The organism is Rhodococcus sp. NPDC003383 (assembly GCF_053589115.1).
The window spans coordinates 58271-73231 of the sequence record NZ_JBSFRG010000007.1; the positions used below are offsets into that span (position 1 = coordinate 58271).

General features: G+C 66.3%; 11 protein-coding genes. 7 read left to right on the plus strand and 4 right to left on the minus strand.

Annotated features, from left to right (window positions below):
* Window positions 1-27 precede the first annotated feature (27 nt).
* The 3 genes from ACWDTS_RS08910 to ACWDTS_RS08920 are packed head-to-tail and all read right to left on the minus strand — an operon-like array spanning window position 28 to window position 4189.
* Complete coding sequence (locus tag ACWDTS_RS08910; RefSeq protein ID WP_248675681.1) at window positions 28-1347, minus strand: LLM class flavin-dependent oxidoreductase; 1320 nt, start codon at window positions 1345-1347, stop codon at window positions 28-30.
* Window positions 1344-2642, minus strand: a complete 1299-nt coding sequence (locus ACWDTS_RS08915) for an acyl-CoA dehydrogenase family protein (RefSeq protein WP_450118000.1) — start codon at window positions 2640-2642, stop codon at window positions 1344-1346. Before ACWDTS_RS08915 ends, ACWDTS_RS08910 begins: the two co-directional genes overlap by 4 nt.
* Window positions 2639-4189 (minus strand): rhodanese-like domain-containing protein, encoded by a 1551-nt coding sequence (locus tag ACWDTS_RS08920; protein ID WP_450110202.1) that lies wholly within the window; start codon window positions 4187-4189, stop codon window positions 2639-2641. The genes ACWDTS_RS08915 and ACWDTS_RS08920 overlap by 4 nt, the downstream gene beginning before the upstream one ends.
* A 287-nt stretch (window positions 4190-4476) precedes the next feature.
* On the opposite strand from ACWDTS_RS08920, the gene ACWDTS_RS08925 reads away from it, so the two are divergent.
* The 5 genes from ACWDTS_RS08925 to ACWDTS_RS08945 all read left to right on the plus strand — a co-directional run bounded on the left by ACWDTS_RS08925 (window position 4477) and on the right by ACWDTS_RS08945 (window position 11047).
* Complete coding sequence (locus ACWDTS_RS08925; protein WP_248675680.1) at window positions 4477-5766, plus strand: LLM class flavin-dependent oxidoreductase; 1290 nt, start codon at window positions 4477-4479, stop codon at window positions 5764-5766.
* A 163-nt stretch (window positions 5767-5929) separates the two neighbouring features.
* Window positions 5930-7531, plus strand: coding sequence for an ABC transporter substrate-binding protein (locus tag ACWDTS_RS08930; RefSeq protein WP_197250763.1), 1602 nt, complete (start codon window positions 5930-5932; stop codon window positions 7529-7531).
* Window positions 7532-7554: 23 nt separating this feature from the next.
* Window positions 7555-8523 carry an ABC transporter permease gene (locus tag ACWDTS_RS08935; protein WP_197250764.1) on the plus strand — a complete coding sequence of 323 codons (969 nt, stop codon included), beginning with the start codon at window positions 7555-7557 and terminating at the stop codon, window positions 8521-8523.
* Complete coding sequence (locus ACWDTS_RS08940) at window positions 8520-9395, plus strand: ABC transporter permease (protein ID WP_197250765.1); 876 nt, start codon at window positions 8520-8522, stop codon at window positions 9393-9395. The genes ACWDTS_RS08935 and ACWDTS_RS08940 overlap by 4 nt, the downstream gene beginning before the upstream one ends.
* 32 nt (window positions 9396-9427) lie before the next feature.
* Window positions 9428-11047 carry a dipeptide ABC transporter ATP-binding protein gene (locus ACWDTS_RS08945; RefSeq protein WP_229581886.1) on the plus strand — a complete coding sequence of 540 codons (1620 nt, stop codon included), beginning with the start codon at window positions 9428-9430 and terminating at the stop codon, window positions 11045-11047.
* 102 nt (window positions 11048-11149) lie between these two features.
* Here the strand turns inward: ACWDTS_RS08945 and ACWDTS_RS08950 are convergent, their stop codons facing one another.
* On the minus strand, window positions 11150-12511 hold the full coding sequence (locus ACWDTS_RS08950) for an NtaA/DmoA family FMN-dependent monooxygenase (protein WP_450118001.1): 1362 nt from the start codon (window positions 12509-12511) through the stop codon (window positions 11150-11152).
* 306 nt (window positions 12512-12817) lie between these two features.
* Between ACWDTS_RS08950 and ACWDTS_RS08955 the strand changes: the two genes are divergently transcribed.
* Both ACWDTS_RS08955 and ACWDTS_RS08960 read left to right on the plus strand, forming a co-directional pair.
* Window positions 12818-13702 (plus strand): LLM class flavin-dependent oxidoreductase, encoded by an 885-nt coding sequence (locus tag ACWDTS_RS08955; protein ID WP_450118002.1) that lies wholly within the window; start codon window positions 12818-12820, stop codon window positions 13700-13702.
* Between the two features lie 22 nt (window positions 13703-13724).
* Window positions 13725-14957 (plus strand): acyl-CoA dehydrogenase family protein, encoded by a 1233-nt coding sequence (locus ACWDTS_RS08960; protein ID WP_450118003.1) that lies wholly within the window; start codon window positions 13725-13727, stop codon window positions 14955-14957.
* The last annotated feature ends 4 nt before the right edge of the window (window positions 14958-14961 follow it).

Here is a 14961-nt window from a genome sequence, read left to right on the forward strand (position 1 = left end):
GCGAACCGTTTCCGGCCGGCAACGCCGTCATACGCGGTCGTCACCCCACGGGATCGGCAGGCCGAGGTTGCCGCGCAGTGTCGTCGACTCGTATTCCCGCCGGAAGATGCCGCGACGCTGCAGCTCCGGAACCAGCTGGTCGACGATCAGCTCGAGACCGCTCGGGAAGTAGTCGGCGTTGAGGTTGAAACCGTCGGCGCCGCGCCCGCGGAACCACTCCTCGATGGAATCCGCGACTTGCTCGGGTGTTCCGACGACGACCCGATGGCCGTTCGGATTGCGCGCGAGCAGTTCCCGGACCGTCAGGTCTTCCCGCCGCGCGAGATCGAGGATCGCGTTCGCGAAGCCCTGACTCACCCCGGCCCGAGCCGAAAAGTCCTCGATCTTGTCCCACGGCAACGCAGCATCGAGTGCGAGGTCGCCCGGGTCCAGACCGAGTGTCCTGCTGAGAGATTCGAGTTCCTCCTCGAATCCGGCGATCTCGTCGAGCCGGTCCTTCCGCTCGCGCGCCTCCTTCTCGGTGCTGCCCAGAACGGGGAACAGGCCGGGGAGGATGAGGATCTCGTCCGGTGAACGCCCGTGACCGGCAGCCTTCGACTTGACCGTCCGATAGAAGTCCTGCGCTGCGGCCAGCGTGTGATTGACGGTGAAGACCGCGTCCGCGTGCCGGGCCGCGAGTTCGATGCCCTGCGGCGAACCGCCTGCCTGAAGGAGGACGGGACGGCCCTGCGGTGAGCGCGGAACGTTGAGTGCCCCGCGAACCCGGAAGTGCTCGCCCTCGAAATCGATCGGGTGAATGCGCGCCACGTCGGCGAACTTCCCGGAACTCTGATCGGCGACCAGTGCATCACGCTCCCAGGAGTTCCACAGCGCCTTGACGACTCGGACCGATTCCTCGGCGCGACCGTAGCGGACGTCGTGGTCGGGCACGGCGTCGAGTCCGAACAGCCTCGCGGAGGCGAGCGCGCGGGTCGCGACGACATTCCATGCCACACGCCCACCGGACGCGTAGTCGAGGGAGGCGATCTTGCGTGCGATGTTGTACGGGTGATCGAAACTCGACGACACGGTCGCGACCAGGCCGACGTGCTCGGTCGCCCGCGCGACCGCGGTGAGCGGAACGATCGGGTCGAGCGCCTGCCACGGTCGCGTGATGTTCGGCGCGGAGTAGTCGAAGCCGTCGGAGAAGAACACGGCGTCGAGGCGGCCGCGTTCCGCGAGCCGCCCGATCTCCTCGTAGTAGCCCAGATCGAGGAACGAGAGCGGATCGTTCTGTACGCGCCACGAGGCCGGGTGCCGGCCGCTGTTGTTGACGTTGATGTTGAGATGCAGCCTGCGTTCGGTCACCGAGCGCTCCCGTAGAAGGCGACCGGATCGTCCGCGGCGTTCTCGAGGTCCGCGAGCGGGAGCAACGGCCGCGCGAGGCTCCAGGCGTCGGCGACTTCCTCGTCGATCAGCCACTTGCCGAGCGAATACGGCTTCCAGCGGACCGCATCGTGCAGGGTGTGGGTGCGGGCATCGCGCCAGTAACGGTCCAGGCCGAACGCCGGCTTGGTCGAACTCGAGCCACCGATGTCGAACAGGTCGTTCGTCACGCTCAGTGCGGTGCGGGTGCTGAGCACCTTCGCCTGGACCACTTCGTAGAACACGTCGATGACGGCGCTCAGCGCGGTGTCGGGACCGAGGGAGTCCAGCCGCCGTGCCGCGGATTCGACGAGCCGTCGCGCGGCGGTCGTTGCAATCCGCAGTTCGCCGAGGTGCGCGACGCCCAGCACGTCGTCGCGGAATTCGGCGGCACCGCTTCCGCGTCCGCCGTGGACCCGCCGAGCGAGTGCCAGCGCCTCGTACAGCGCGCCCTCCGCGAGACCGGTGTCGATCGCCGCGTGGATCAGCTGGGAGAGCGCCGAGATGCGATAGGTTGTCGCCGGATCCGAGGAGCGGGAGAGGAGCTGGATCGGCTGCACCTCGACATCGTCGAACTCCGCGGAGCCCGAACCGGTCGTCCTCTGACCGAAGCTGTCCCAGTCGTCGTGGATGACGACGCCCTGGTCGTCGGGCCGCACCACGACCGTCTCCTGCCCGCCTGCCTCGTTGCGTGCCTGGACCGCGATGAAGTCGCCGAAGAGCGAGCCGGTCGCGTAGACCTTCCGTCCGGACAGGTACAGCCTGCCGTCGCGCTCGACGACCGTGGTGTGCGCTTCACCCGGCCGGCGCTCACCCGGTTCTGCGGTCGCGTTTCCGAAGATCGCCCCGCTGCCGAGTTCGCGCAGGTAGAACTCCCGTTGCTCGGGTGATCCGGACAGCAACAGCCGTTCGACGGTCGCGAAATGGTTCTGCGGAAGCTGGCCGAGGCTTCCGTCCACGGAGGACACCGCGATGATCGCCTGGATCAGGGTCCGGCGGTCGAGCCCCAGCCCGCCGAACTCGACGGGCACGTTCAACGCCCAGAACTTGATGTTGCGCAGTTGCTCGACCTCGTCGAACGGGTAGCGACGTTCCCTGTCCCGCGACGGTGCCTCGTCGCGGAAGGTTGCGACGCGTGCCCGGAGTTCCTCGAGGAACCGGACGGATGCTTCTTCGCCGGTCGCTCCCGTCACCGTTGCGCTTGCGGCCACGAGGGAGTCCGCCTGTGCTGCGGTCACGACGCGATCTCCGCGAAGGCGAAGTGCGGATCGCCGCTGGTCGTCTCCAGAAGCGCGAGTTCCCACTCGAAATACTCTGCGTACCAGCGGTCCCGCTCGGGACCGAACGGGGGCGGTCCGGTGCGGTCGGCGATATCACCGGCGTAGTGCGGATCATCGGTGGTGAGTGTTTCCGCGGCGTCGATTCCGCCGGCCAGGACTACTACGGACGCCGGCACTTCGGAGACGACGTGTTCCGGCGAGTACCGGTCGTTCCCGACGAGCACGAGTGTCGCGTCCGGTGCCTTCTCGGCGATCTGGGTGAGTTGCTCGCGGCGGGCGTGTACCGAGCCCGGGATGTGTCCGGCGGCATAGTCGGCGGAGGGCCGCAGGTCCACGACAAGATGGTCGGTGCCGTCGGTTCGCCACTGCTCGAGCTCGGACCGGTCCACGTGCTGCGCGTCCGGAAGAGGGAGCGCACGACGCGGATGATCGAGTACCGCGTCCTCGGTGTACGCGACAACCGACAAGGGGCCGGTGTGCAGGTATCGCAGCCACTGAACGGTGCTCGCGGCCCGCACGAAGTCCTGATCGTCGACGAGGACGACGTGGGCGTTCGGGACGGCGATGTGGTTGTCGACTTGCTGCACCAGCTGTCCGCCCGGCGCGGACACGCTGACCTCGAAATGGCCGGCCGCGAACTCTGCGGGCGTGCGAACGTCGAAGACATAGGTGGTCGTGGACGCATCGGCCAGGCGTTCCTGGACGGCGTCGGGAGAGAGGACCTGCACACCGGCCTTGTCGAAGGTGGCACGCACCCATGCGGCGAGCTCGTCCGAGACGTCCTGCGGTGCCGGAAGTGCCTGCTCGTCACCGAAGGCGAGAGAACGCCCGGACTGCTCCCACGCGGGGGTGCCGTTGTAGAGGGAGAAGACCTGGTTGGCGATGCCCGTGTTGATCAGGGACTGGGCGCCCACGATGCCGCGCGTGCGCCCCGCGCAGTTGATGACGACCTTGGTGTCGGGACTTTTCACGACACTGCCTGCACGATAAGCGATCTCGGCTCCGCCGCCGGTGTCGTATCCACCCGGAATGTGGTGGTGCAGGTACTCGGTCGTCGGTCGGCTGTCGAGAATGACGACGTCGTCGCCCTGCTCGATCCAGCCCTGCACGGTCGTGCTGTCGACGGTGGGAGTGGAGAACTCGTGTTCGATCCACTCGCCCAGGGTCTTGCTGCGCACGTTCGTGCCCGTGTAGAGGCGACCACCGGCGTTCGTCCATCCGGTGAGACCGTCCTCGAGCACCCGGACGTCGCTGTAGCCGAGAGATTCGAGCAGGTCGGCAGCGGGTCCGTCGGTATCCGACTCGCCGGCCAGTACCACGGTGGTGGCAGTGCCGGGAACCAGATCGACGATGCGCTGCTCGATCTCGTGGAACGGCAGAGACGCGCTGACCGCGATATGGCCCTTGCTGCGTTCCAACGGAGTGCGCACGTCCAGTACGGCGACGGCCGGGGCGCGATCGGACACGAGCTCGAGTAGGTCTTTCCCGGAGATGTATGTGGTCATCGGTTTCCTGTGAAGAGGCGGTTGGCGCTTCGTCTCGGACGAGCGAAGAAACAAAAGGAGGCTGCGCGCAAGGTGAGCGCAGACGACAGAATCTCGCGTCCGCGGGTTCCCCGACAGGGTTGTGCTCAGTCTGGTTCGGATACGTGTCGATGCGCGGAAAAGTCCATCTCCCATCCTGATTCAGGGTGATCGGAACTCTCGGTGAACCTCGGCGCTCGACCTAGCCTCGATCACGGGTGCCGTTGCGGCCCCGCGACTGCGACCCCGAGGAAGGTGCTGGACCGATCATGTCCACATTGATTCTGAATTCGGTGATTCGTGCGATCGGATTCACGCAGGGCGGCTGGCGGCACCCGTCGGCGAAGCCCGAGGGGGCTCTCGACCTCGACTACTACCGTGAGTACGCGGCACTGTCCGAGCGGGGACTGTTCGACGGATTGTTCGTTGCGAACACCCCGGCGGTCCCGGACAACGACTGGGCCTATCTCTTCTCACCCCTCGAACCGGTCTCGCTGTTGTCCGCGCTCGCACCGTCGACATCGCACATCGGTCTCATCGCCACCGTGTCGTCGACGTTCACACACCCGTACAACATCGCCCGGCAGATCGCCACGCTCGACCATCTCAGTGGCGGGCGAGCGGGAGTCAACATCGTCACCACCGGATCGGAATCGGCGGGACGGAACTTCGGATTCGATGCGCTGCCACCCCACGCGGATCGGTACGAACGGGCCGACGAGTACATCGACGTCCTGCTCCGGCTGTGGGACAGCTGGGGCGACGACGCGATCGTCCTCGACAAGGCCGCAGGCGTACAGGTGAACACGGCGTCGGTGGTGCCCATCGACCATCGCGGCACGCATTTCGCCGTGAAAGGCCCGCTGGACACGCCGCGTTCACCACACGGTCGCCCGCTGTTGTTCCAGTCCGGTGCCTCGGACCGGGGCAGACAGCTGGCCGCCAAGTATGCCGACGCCGTCTACTCGGTCGCGCAGGACATCCGGCAGGCACGGGACTTCCGCAGTTCACTCCACGCTCTTCAGCGCGGTGGAACCTCGTCGAGGCCGCCGGTGAGGGTCCTGCCCGGTCTCATCCCGATCGTCGGCAGTACGCAGCGGGAGGCCGAGCGACTGCACGAGGAGATCAGTTCGCTCAATCCACCGGAGCGCGGAATCGCGGCCCTCGAACAGCGCCTGGGCATCGACCTCGGCGGAATCGAACTCGACTCGCCGTTCCCGGTCGATCGGCTTCCGGATCTGTCCGAGGTCGAGGGGAGCATCAGTTCGCACGAGTCGATCCGGCGGTTCGTGACCGGGCCCCAGGTCACCCTCCGTCATGTTCTGCGAGTGACCGACGCGGGCAACAGCCACCTGCGATTCGTGGGATCCCCGGAGTTCGTGGCCGATCGGATCGAGGAGTGGTTCACCACCGGCGCGGCGGACGGTTTCAACATCAACCCGGCGATCACGCCGTCGGGTCTCGTGGACTTCGTCGAACACGTGGTGCCGTTGCTGCAGGAGAAGGGCATCTACAAGCGCGCCTACGAGGGTGCGGCGCTGCGCGCCGCGTTCGCCTGAGCGCTCCACGTCGCTTTCGGTGGAGAGTTTCGGCCAGGGCGAAGTAATTCATTGAGGCCCGGGACCAAGGGCCCTACCGTCTGTCGGGAATGCGGACGGCCGTCGAGTCTCGCACGGATCGGCTGGCGCCGATTTCGAAAGTCAGCAACACAGTGAGGAATTCATGTCACGCGTAAAGAAGCTGGTCGCCGGCCTGATTGCGGCGGGCGTACTGGCAGGATGCTCGCAAGGTGGACAGTCGGCCTCGACGGGACCGTCCGGTGAACCGCAGCAGGGCGGAACGGTCGTCTACTCCGACGTCATGTACGTGACGGACGCCCTCAGCGGCTTCTACTCGACCGGCAACCTGTTCCTGCAGATCGTGGACCGTCTGGTCTACACCGATCCGAGGAACGGTGAGATCACACCATGGCTGGCCGAGAGTTTCTCCCGGAACGAGGACGCCACCGTGTACACATTTACGATCCGGGACGGTGTGACCTTCAGCGACGGAACTCCGCTGACGGCCGACATAGTCAAGGCGAACCTCGATCAGGTCGGAAAGGGCGACCCCGACAAGAAGATTCCCGCGTTCACGGACTTCGTCGGCTACGACCGCTCCGAGGTTTCCGGTAACACGGTGACCGTGTACCTGTCCGCACCCAACACGAACTTCTACCGGGTCGTGGCCGGTCACCGCGCCGGAATCCGTGCGGCGTCGACGCTCGCGCTCGACTACGAGGGCCAGGCCAAGATCGAGAACGTCGTCGGTTCGGGCGCTTTCGTCTACGAATCCCACGTGCCCGACCAGAAGGTCGTGCTGACCCGGCGCGACGACTACGCGTGGCCGCCCGCAGTGTCCCCGAACCAGGGGCCGGCGTACCTCGACAAGATCGAGATCCGTGCGATCGGCGAGCCGGGACTGCGTGCCGGGGCGGTGCAGTCCGGACAGGTCGACGTCGCGCGCGGAATCCAGCCGACCGACGAAGCGGGGCTCGCCGCCGCGGGTAAGCAGGTCATTCCCGTTTCGGCCCCATTGCTGACCTCCAACATCGCCGCTGTCCGCATCGGCAACGAGGACGTGAGCGATGTGCGCGTGCGCCGGGCCCTCCAACTGGGCATCGACCGCGACGCCCTCGTGGCCACCGTTCTGTCCGACAGCTACCGGGCAGCGGATTCGGTTCTGAACCACGACGATCCCGCGTTCGTCGACCTCGGCGACAAGATCGAGTACAACCCCGACGAGGCTGCACGGCTGCTCGACGAGGCCGGCTGGAAGGTCGGGCCCGACGGCATCCGCGAGAAGGACGGCAGGCCGCTCGAGCTGAGTGTGTCCGCGTCGGTGCAGAGCGTGGTGATCAAGCCGGCATTCGAGTTCATCGAGTCGCAGTGGCGCGACCTCGGTATCAAGCTCGTCAACAACGCAGGCGACACCACCGCCTACAACATCGCCGTCGCCGACCCGAGCAAGCCGCTCCTGGGGACCAGGACGTACTACAACGTGGGCCTTGCATTGCTGTTCGGGCGCGACAAGAACACGCTGACGTTCGCCGCGGACGACGAGCTCATCGCGCTGTCCGGTCAGGAACTGTCCGCGACCGATCCGCAGAAGCGCAACGACGTTCTGGCGCAGGTGCAGCAGCAGGTCGTCGACAAGCACCTGGCGCTGGTGCTGTGGGACGAGGTGCAGGTGCACTCCGCCTCGCCGGACGTGCACATCGAGTTCACGAACCTGACCGAGCCGCTCTTCCAGAGTGCCTGGAAGTCCTCGCAGGCGGAGGGATAGATGACGAAGCCGAGGCGCGCGCGATGACGCGATACGTGCTCTCCAGGATCGGGCAGTCGCTGCTGGTGCTGCTGCTCGCGTACACCGTCGTGTTCTGGGGTGTGAGTATCCTCCCGTCCGATCCCGCCACGATCTTCGTGGCGAAGGGGGAAGGATACTTCAACCCGGAAGTCGTCGAGCAGGTCAAGCAGTTCTACGGTTACGACAAGCCTTTGCTCGCACAGTATTTCGGGCAGCTCGTGCAGCTGGCGAGCGGCAACTTCGGCTTCTCGCTGTCGAGTGGGCAAGCAGTCACCGATCGCATCGCCGACGTCGTCGGCGAGACGTTGAAGCTTGCCGGGACCGCAACCGTGTTCGCGATCGTCATCTCGGTCGGCATCGTCCTGCTGGCGACGACCAGCCGTTTCGAGCGACTGCGCAAGGCGGTGCGCAACATCCCGCCGCTGTTCAGCTCGGTACCGACCTTCTGGCTCGGCCTGGTGATCCTGCAGATCTTCTCGGTGCAACTCGGGTTGTTCTCGCTCTTCCCGGACGGTTCGGTGGCGTCGTTCGTCATACCGGCGCTGGTGCTCGCGGTCCCGATCTCGGCGCCGATCGCGCAGGTCCTGCTGAAGAATGCCGAAGCGACCATGCGGCTTCCCCACGTCGCCACGGCGCGTGCGAAGGGAGGAACACCCGGCTGGGTCATCCGCAAGCACGTGCTCAAGAACGCGGCCGGACCGGCTCTCACCGTCACCGCAACCACCGTCGGTGCCCTCCTGGGCGGATCGGTGGTCACCGAGACCGTCTTCTCGCGGGCCGGCCTCGGCTCGGTTCTGATGGACGCTGTTGCAACACAGGATATCTCCCTCATTCAGGGACTCGTCCTGCTCACAACGGTCGCCATCGTCGCGATCAACCTCGCCGTCGACCTGATCTATCCGATCCTCGATCCACGAGTAACCAGGACCCAGAGCAAGGGTTTCAGCACTCGCCTAGGCAGGTTCCAATGAGTGAATCGACATCGGAGCGGATCGTCGTCGATCCCGAAGTCTCCGAAGACCGTGCAGGGGTGCTCGGCGTCGTGCGCGGTCTTCCGTTGCCGGTGCTGCTCTCCGCGTCGTTACTCGTCGTCGTGGTGCTCTGGACGCTGGTGCCCGGGTTGTTCACCTCGTTCGACCCGCTCACCGGCAACCATGTGGACAAGTTCCAGCCGCCGAGCTGGGAACACTGGTTCGGTACCGACCACCTCGGACGCGACGTCCTCACCCGCGTCGTGCACGGCACATCGCAGACCGTCCTGACGGCCGGTATCGCCGTCGCAGTCGGCCTGGTGATCGGCAGCGTCATCGGGATCCTCGCCGGGGTGTCCGGACCGGTCGTCGACGCCGTCGGTATGCGCATCAGCGACGTGCTGCTGGCTCTGCCGGGCTTCCTGGTGTCGATCTGGATCGTCACCGCGTACGGGGCGGGACGGCTGTCCGTCGGAATCGGTGTGGGTATCGGCTCGATCGCGATCTTCGCGCGGGTGTTCCGGGCGGAGGTGCTCCGGGTGCGCGCACTCGACTACGTCGAAGCGGCGTTCCTGTCCGGGGCGAGCCGATGGGCGGTGATCCGCAAGCACATTCTGCCGAACGCCGTGGGAGCGGTGGTCGCGCTCGCGGTCATCGACCTGAGTGCCGCCATCCTGGCGATCGCGGCGCTCGGCTATCTCGGATACAGCGCCCCGCCGCCGACTCCGGAGTGGGGCCTGCTCGTGGCCGAAGGACGCAACTACATCGCCACCGCGTGGTGGCTGACAACGCTGCCGGGCATCGTGATCCTGCTGGTGATCATCGCGCTCGGTGTGGTCAGCAGGCGGTTGCTCGCGGCCAACAGAATCTGACCACGGATCCAACCACGGGAGCCAGAATCCACATGTCCGAACCGCTACTCGACATCGAAGATCTCGTCGTCACCTACGGTGCCGGCGACACCGCCAAGGTCGCACTCGACCACGTGAGCCTGAGACTGGAGAAGGGGCAGTTCACCGCCGTTGTCGGCGAATCGGGCTCGGGTAAGACGACCTTGGCGAACGTGGTGGTCGGTCTGCTTCCCGAGTCGGCGCACACGCATGCGACCACCGCGGTCCTCGACGGACACGGCATCCTGGGGCTGTCCGAACGGCAGTGGAGCGGGTTGCGCGGCAGCACGGTCGGTTTGGTACCGCAGGATCCGGGGGCGTCCCTGAATCCGGTGCGTACGATCGGAGCGCAGCTCGCCGAGGTGTTCGAACTCCGGAATCTGAAGCTGAGCCGCAGCGAGGTACGTCGCCGCAGCATCGAGTTGCTGGAGCAGGTCGAGATCGACAACCCGGAACGACGGCTCCGTCAATATCCCGGCGAACTGTCCGGTGGTATGCGGCAACGGGTCCTCATCGCGATCGCGTTCGGCCTCAATCCGAAGCTGCTCGTGGCCGACGAACCGACATCCGCGTTGGATGTCACGGTTCAGAGCCAGGTCCTGCGGGTGCTGGACCGGCTGGTCGCCGAGCACGGCACCACCGTCCTGTTCGTCACCCACGACATCGGCGTGGCGACCGACCACGCGTCGCGCATCGTGGTGATGAGGGACGGTCGGGTCGTCGAGCAGGGCGACGTCGAATCGGTGGTCACCGAGCCCCGGTCGGAGTACACGCGCACATTGATCGGCCGGATCCGGGAGGTCACACCGCCGGCGCCGCTGCCCACCCGCACCGATTCGGACGAGGTCGTCCGGGTATCCGCGATCACCAAGGAATTCCGGGTCAAGGGCCGGATCGTGCACCGGGCCGTCGACGGCGTCGACCTGTCGGTGCGGCGCGGCGAGACCGTCGCCCTGGTCGGCGAGTCCGGGTCGGGCAAGTCGACCACCGCGAAGATGATCATCGGACTGACAACACCGACCGGCGGCACGGTCGAAGTGCTCGGGCGGAACGTCGCCCGGCTCGGGCACCGCGAGCGACGCCACCACTGGCGCGAGGTCCAGTTCGTCTACCAGAACCCCGACTCCGCGCTGGACCCCCGATGGTCGATCCGGCAGATCCTCGACGAGCCGTTGCGCTCCTTCGGGATCGGCGACGCTGCGCTGCGAAAACAGCGGATCGAACAGGCCCTCGGCAGCGTGAACCTACCGGCGGGATCCCTCGACAAGTACGCCGCCGAACTGTCGGGAGGCCAGCGCCAGCGCGTCGCCATCGCGCGGGCACTGGTGGTCCGGCCGGAGATCGTCATTCTGGACGAGCCGCTCTCCGCCCTCGACGTGGTCACACAGGACCAGATCATTGCCCTCCTGATCGATCTGCAGCGCAATCTGGACCTGACGTACCTGTTCATCTCCCACGATCTTGCGGTGGTCCGTCAGATCTCGCACAGAGTCGCCGTTCTCCGGTCGGGTCGGCTCGTCGAATTCGGCGACACGCAACGAGTGTTCGACGAACCGTCTTCGGAGTACACGCGCAATCTCATCGACTCCGTTCCGGGACAGCGGTTCCGGAGCTCGCTGCTCGTCGGAGCCTGATCACGGATAGCGCCGTCACCGATACGCGTATCGCGTGCCGCGGAACGGATCTCGTTCCGCGGCAGGCGATATGCTTTCGCGTCGGCCGCTCGGCCGGGACGCTCAGCTCTCGACGAGCAACCGGGTCGTTTCGAGACCGGGTGTGGTGGTTCCGAGACGTCGACGCAGACCGATGTCGTGCCCATTCTCGTTCTCGGGATCCCGGAAGATGCCGAGATCCCGTAGGCGCGGAAGGAGGTCGCGCCGGATCCGTTCGAAACTCGAGCCACCGAGAAGAATGAATCCGTCCGCTGCACCCTCGTCGATCCACTGCGCGATCGTCGCCGCCGCGTGCTCCGCGGTGCCGACGATCTGGAAGTGACCGAACGACGTCGCGTACCGCACGAGGAAGTCGCGCAGGGTGGCGTATTCGCCGGTCTCGATCCACCGGCGGTAGATGAGCGCTCGACTGACGCGCCGGCCCCGCTGCTCGAGTTCTGCCAGGGTGGGGAACCGGTCGAGCGGAATCGGATCGTCGAAGCCGAGGTCCGTGAGGTCCAGTTCCGGAATCTCGTAGCGGATCGCTTCACGTGCACGCTCGAGGTCCCGATCGGTCAGTTCGGCGCGGTAGGCCGCTTTCGCATCCGTTTCGGTATCGCCCAGATAGATCCGGATTCCCGGCAGCACCTTCAGGTCGTCCGGGTGCCGCCCGTTGGCGACGACCGCGTCCTTGAGCTTCCTGTAGTAGCTCTGTCCCGACGCGAGATCGGGGCTCGCGACGAAGACGACTTCGGCGGATTCGGCAGCGAACTCGATCCCGATGTCGGATGCCCCGGCCTGCGCGATCACCGGGAACGACTGGGGTGCGGGTGGAAGGTCGAGGGCCTGCCGAACCCGGAAGTTCTCTCCCTCCCAGTCGATGTCCCGGACCCGGTCGGTGTCGACGTAGATCTCCGAGTCCGGGTCTGCGATGATCGCGTCGGGATCCCACGACTTCCACAGCGCCTTGGTGACGCCGAGGAATTCCCGGGCCCTGCGGTACCGGTCGTGCGGGGCGGGAAGGGTGGTGTATCCGTAGTTGACCTCACCGTTGAACGACGTCACGACGTTCCAGCCCGCCCGGCCGCCCGACAGCCGATCGAGCGAGGTGAGTTCCCGGGCCACCGTGTAGGGCTCACTGAACTGCGTGGACAGCGTGATCACGAGACCGATCCGGTCGGTGTGTGCGGCCAGATACGTGGCCAGGGTGAGCGGCTCGAACGAGCGGGGGCCGTCGTACGCGATCTGTGTTCTGTTCAGTCCCGCGAAATCCGCGATGAACACCGCGTCGAAACCCAGGTGTTCCAGCTCGCGTGCGAACTCGGCCCTCGCTCGGTGATTGCCCTCCGATTCGGCCGGCGTCGACGAGAACTTCCATCGGGGAAAGCGATCGGCGAACCGAAATTCGGATGAGACGAAGAAGACGGACGGGTTTCTCTGGGGCACGATGTTCCTTACAGGTAGGTAAATCGCTATACGGCATGCATTTCCGCATTCGCGAGGCGGTATGTCGCAGGCAATGCTCGGACGAGCGTCGATCGAAGAGAAGCGTTTGCCTCCGCCTGAAGGTATTTCACGCAGGTCGTCTCGACGCCGGCGCGACTGCGGCAGAGGCCGGTTCAGAACCATCTCGAGCCTAACGATGGCAGGCGCCGGAATTCGGTGAGAGTTTCGACCGGTGGCCCTGGAGTCCCGGCCACGGCCATCTCTCGGGCCTGGGTACCGGAAATGCATGCGGAGGAGACGATTTCGGTGGGAACACGACCGCTGGTCGGGATCGACATCGACACTGCGGTGTTGTCGGAGTTGTTCGATCCGGCCGGCCCTTTGTCACCCCTCGAGGCGGGGGCACTTCTCGACGCGTCGGCGGTCGACTTCGCCATCCTGGGAGGCGACGTGCTCGATCCGCGGGTCGCGCCGGAGCAGCGGTTCGACGCGAGCGTCGCCGCCGCATTGCTGGCGGCGAACTCCCGCAGGATCGGTCTCGTCGTCGCAGCCGATCCTCGGGTTCATCACCCGTACAACCTCGCGCGGCGGCTCGCGTCGCTCGATCACCTGAGCGGGGGCAGGATCGGCTGGCTGGTGGGCGCCGGAGCATCGAGCGGCCCCGCCGAGGGCGTTGAGAGCCTGCTCGACCACGCGGTGACCGTCGCGCGCAAGCTGTGGGAGAGCTGGCCCGCCGACAGCATCGTCGCCGACCGCGAACGGGCCGTGTTCGTCGAGTCGGAACGCATCACCTTCATCGACCACGAGGGAGTGTTCTCGGTTTCGGGACCGCTCAACGTGCCGGAGCCGCCCCAGCGGAAGCTACCGGTGTTCCGGTTCTCGGACACTGCGCCGGACTCGATCGCGGGCGCACCCGATGTCGTGATCGTGCGCGGCACCGACGAGGGCGCCCACCAGCAGATCCTCACGCTGCGTGAGGTCACGTGGAACGGCTCGTGGGACGTCGAGGCACCCGAGCGCGGCGGCGTGGTCGTCAGGATTCGTGACGTGCACGATCTCGAATCCGTTGCGACCGTCGCCGGACCGAGACCGCCCGGGGCCGGAGACACGACGCTCCGTGAGCGCCTCGGTCTGCCTGCGGCCTCTCGCATCCTCAGCGGGCACCGTCGCAGTCTGTTTCCCGTTTCGTAACCCCGAAAATTCGAAGGACATCATGACAACGCAATCCGTCGACCTACGGCCCGGTCCGGCAGACCGACTGTCACCAGGATACGGTCGTTCACGCAGCGAGATCCTTTCGGTGATTGCCGCCGACGCACGGCGCCGCCGGGACGAGGGTGGTGGCGAACCGCCGCTCGCAGCTCTCGAACTGCTCCGCGAAGAGCGAATCGGCGCGGTGCGGGTTCCGGTGGAACTGGGTGGTGCCGGCTACTCGTTGCGCGATCTGTTCGACCTGATCATCGATCTCGCTGAGGCGGATCCGGACGTGCCGCACATTCTGCGGGTGCACTTCGCCTTCGTCGAGGAACTGTTCCGGGTACCGACCACCGAGAAGAAGCAGCGGTGGCTCGGTGAGGTTCTCGCCGGCTCCTTGTTCGGCGGCACGAATTCCGAGCTGTCGTCCCGCGCGGTGGGCAAGTACGAGTTCGATACGACGCTCACCCCCGACGGTGACGGATACCGATTGAACGGCACCAAGTTCTACAGCACGGGCACCGTGTTCTCCGACTACGTGAGGGTCACCGCAGGAGTGCCGGACGGCACCGTGCTCAGCGCGGTCGTTCCTACTCGTCGCGAGGGCGTCGAGCACCTCGACGACTGGGACGGAATCGGCCAGCGCCATACCGGCAGCGGGACAACGGTCTTCACCGACGTGCGGGTGGCAGAGGACGAAACCTTCCCGTTCCGCCTCGCCGGCGACACGCTGCGCGCACGGCAGTCGTTCCCGCAACTCGTTCTCCATGCCGTCGCAGCGGGCATTCTCCGATCCGTCGCCACCGATGCCGCCGAGCTCGTTCGCAGCCGGCGGCGTAGCTTCGCGTTCGCAACGGTCTCGGAGCCCCGTCACGATCCGCAGCTGCTGGAGATCATCGGCTCGCTGACCGCGACGGCGTTCGCGGCGGAATCGATCGTGCGCGCCGCTGCAGAAGCGCAGGACGAGGCGACCGCCGCTGCGCGGACGACCGGGATCGACCCGGCCCTCGAGGCGCGGGCCTCGATCCTGGCAGCGAAGGCGAAGGTGGCGATCGAGGAACCGGCACTGCGCGCCGCGTCCCGTCTCTTCGATGTGGGCGGTGCCTCCGCCACGCGGCAGTCGGCACACCTCGATCGGCATTGGCGAAACCTGCGCACCCTGTTCGCCCACAATCCGACGGCATACAAGGCGAGGGTCCTCGGTGACCTGTTCGTCAACGACACTCCTCTGCCCGACACCGGGTTCTTCTGAGCCG

Coding starts and splice junctions, on each gene's coding strand:
- ACWDTS_RS08960 (WP_450118003.1), top strand. CDS start 13,725: ATGACAACGCAATCCGTCGACCTACGGCCCGGTCCGGCAGACCGACTG.
- ACWDTS_RS08940 (WP_197250765.1), top strand. CDS start 8,520: ATGAGTGAATCGACATCGGAGCGGATCGTCGTCGATCCCGAAGTCTCC.
- ACWDTS_RS08945 (WP_229581886.1), top strand. CDS start 9,428: ATGTCCGAACCGCTACTCGACATCGAAGATCTCGTCGTCACCTACGGT.
- ACWDTS_RS08920 (WP_450110202.1), bottom strand. CDS start 4,189: ATGACCACATACATCTCCGGGAAAGACCTACTCGAGCTCGTGTCCGAT.
- ACWDTS_RS08930 (WP_197250763.1), top strand. CDS start 5,930: ATGTCACGCGTAAAGAAGCTGGTCGCCGGCCTGATTGCGGCGGGCGTA.
- ACWDTS_RS08925 (WP_248675680.1), top strand. CDS start 4,477: ATGTCCACATTGATTCTGAATTCGGTGATTCGTGCGATCGGATTCACG.
- ACWDTS_RS08935 (WP_197250764.1), top strand. CDS start 7,555: ATGACGCGATACGTGCTCTCCAGGATCGGGCAGTCGCTGCTGGTGCTG.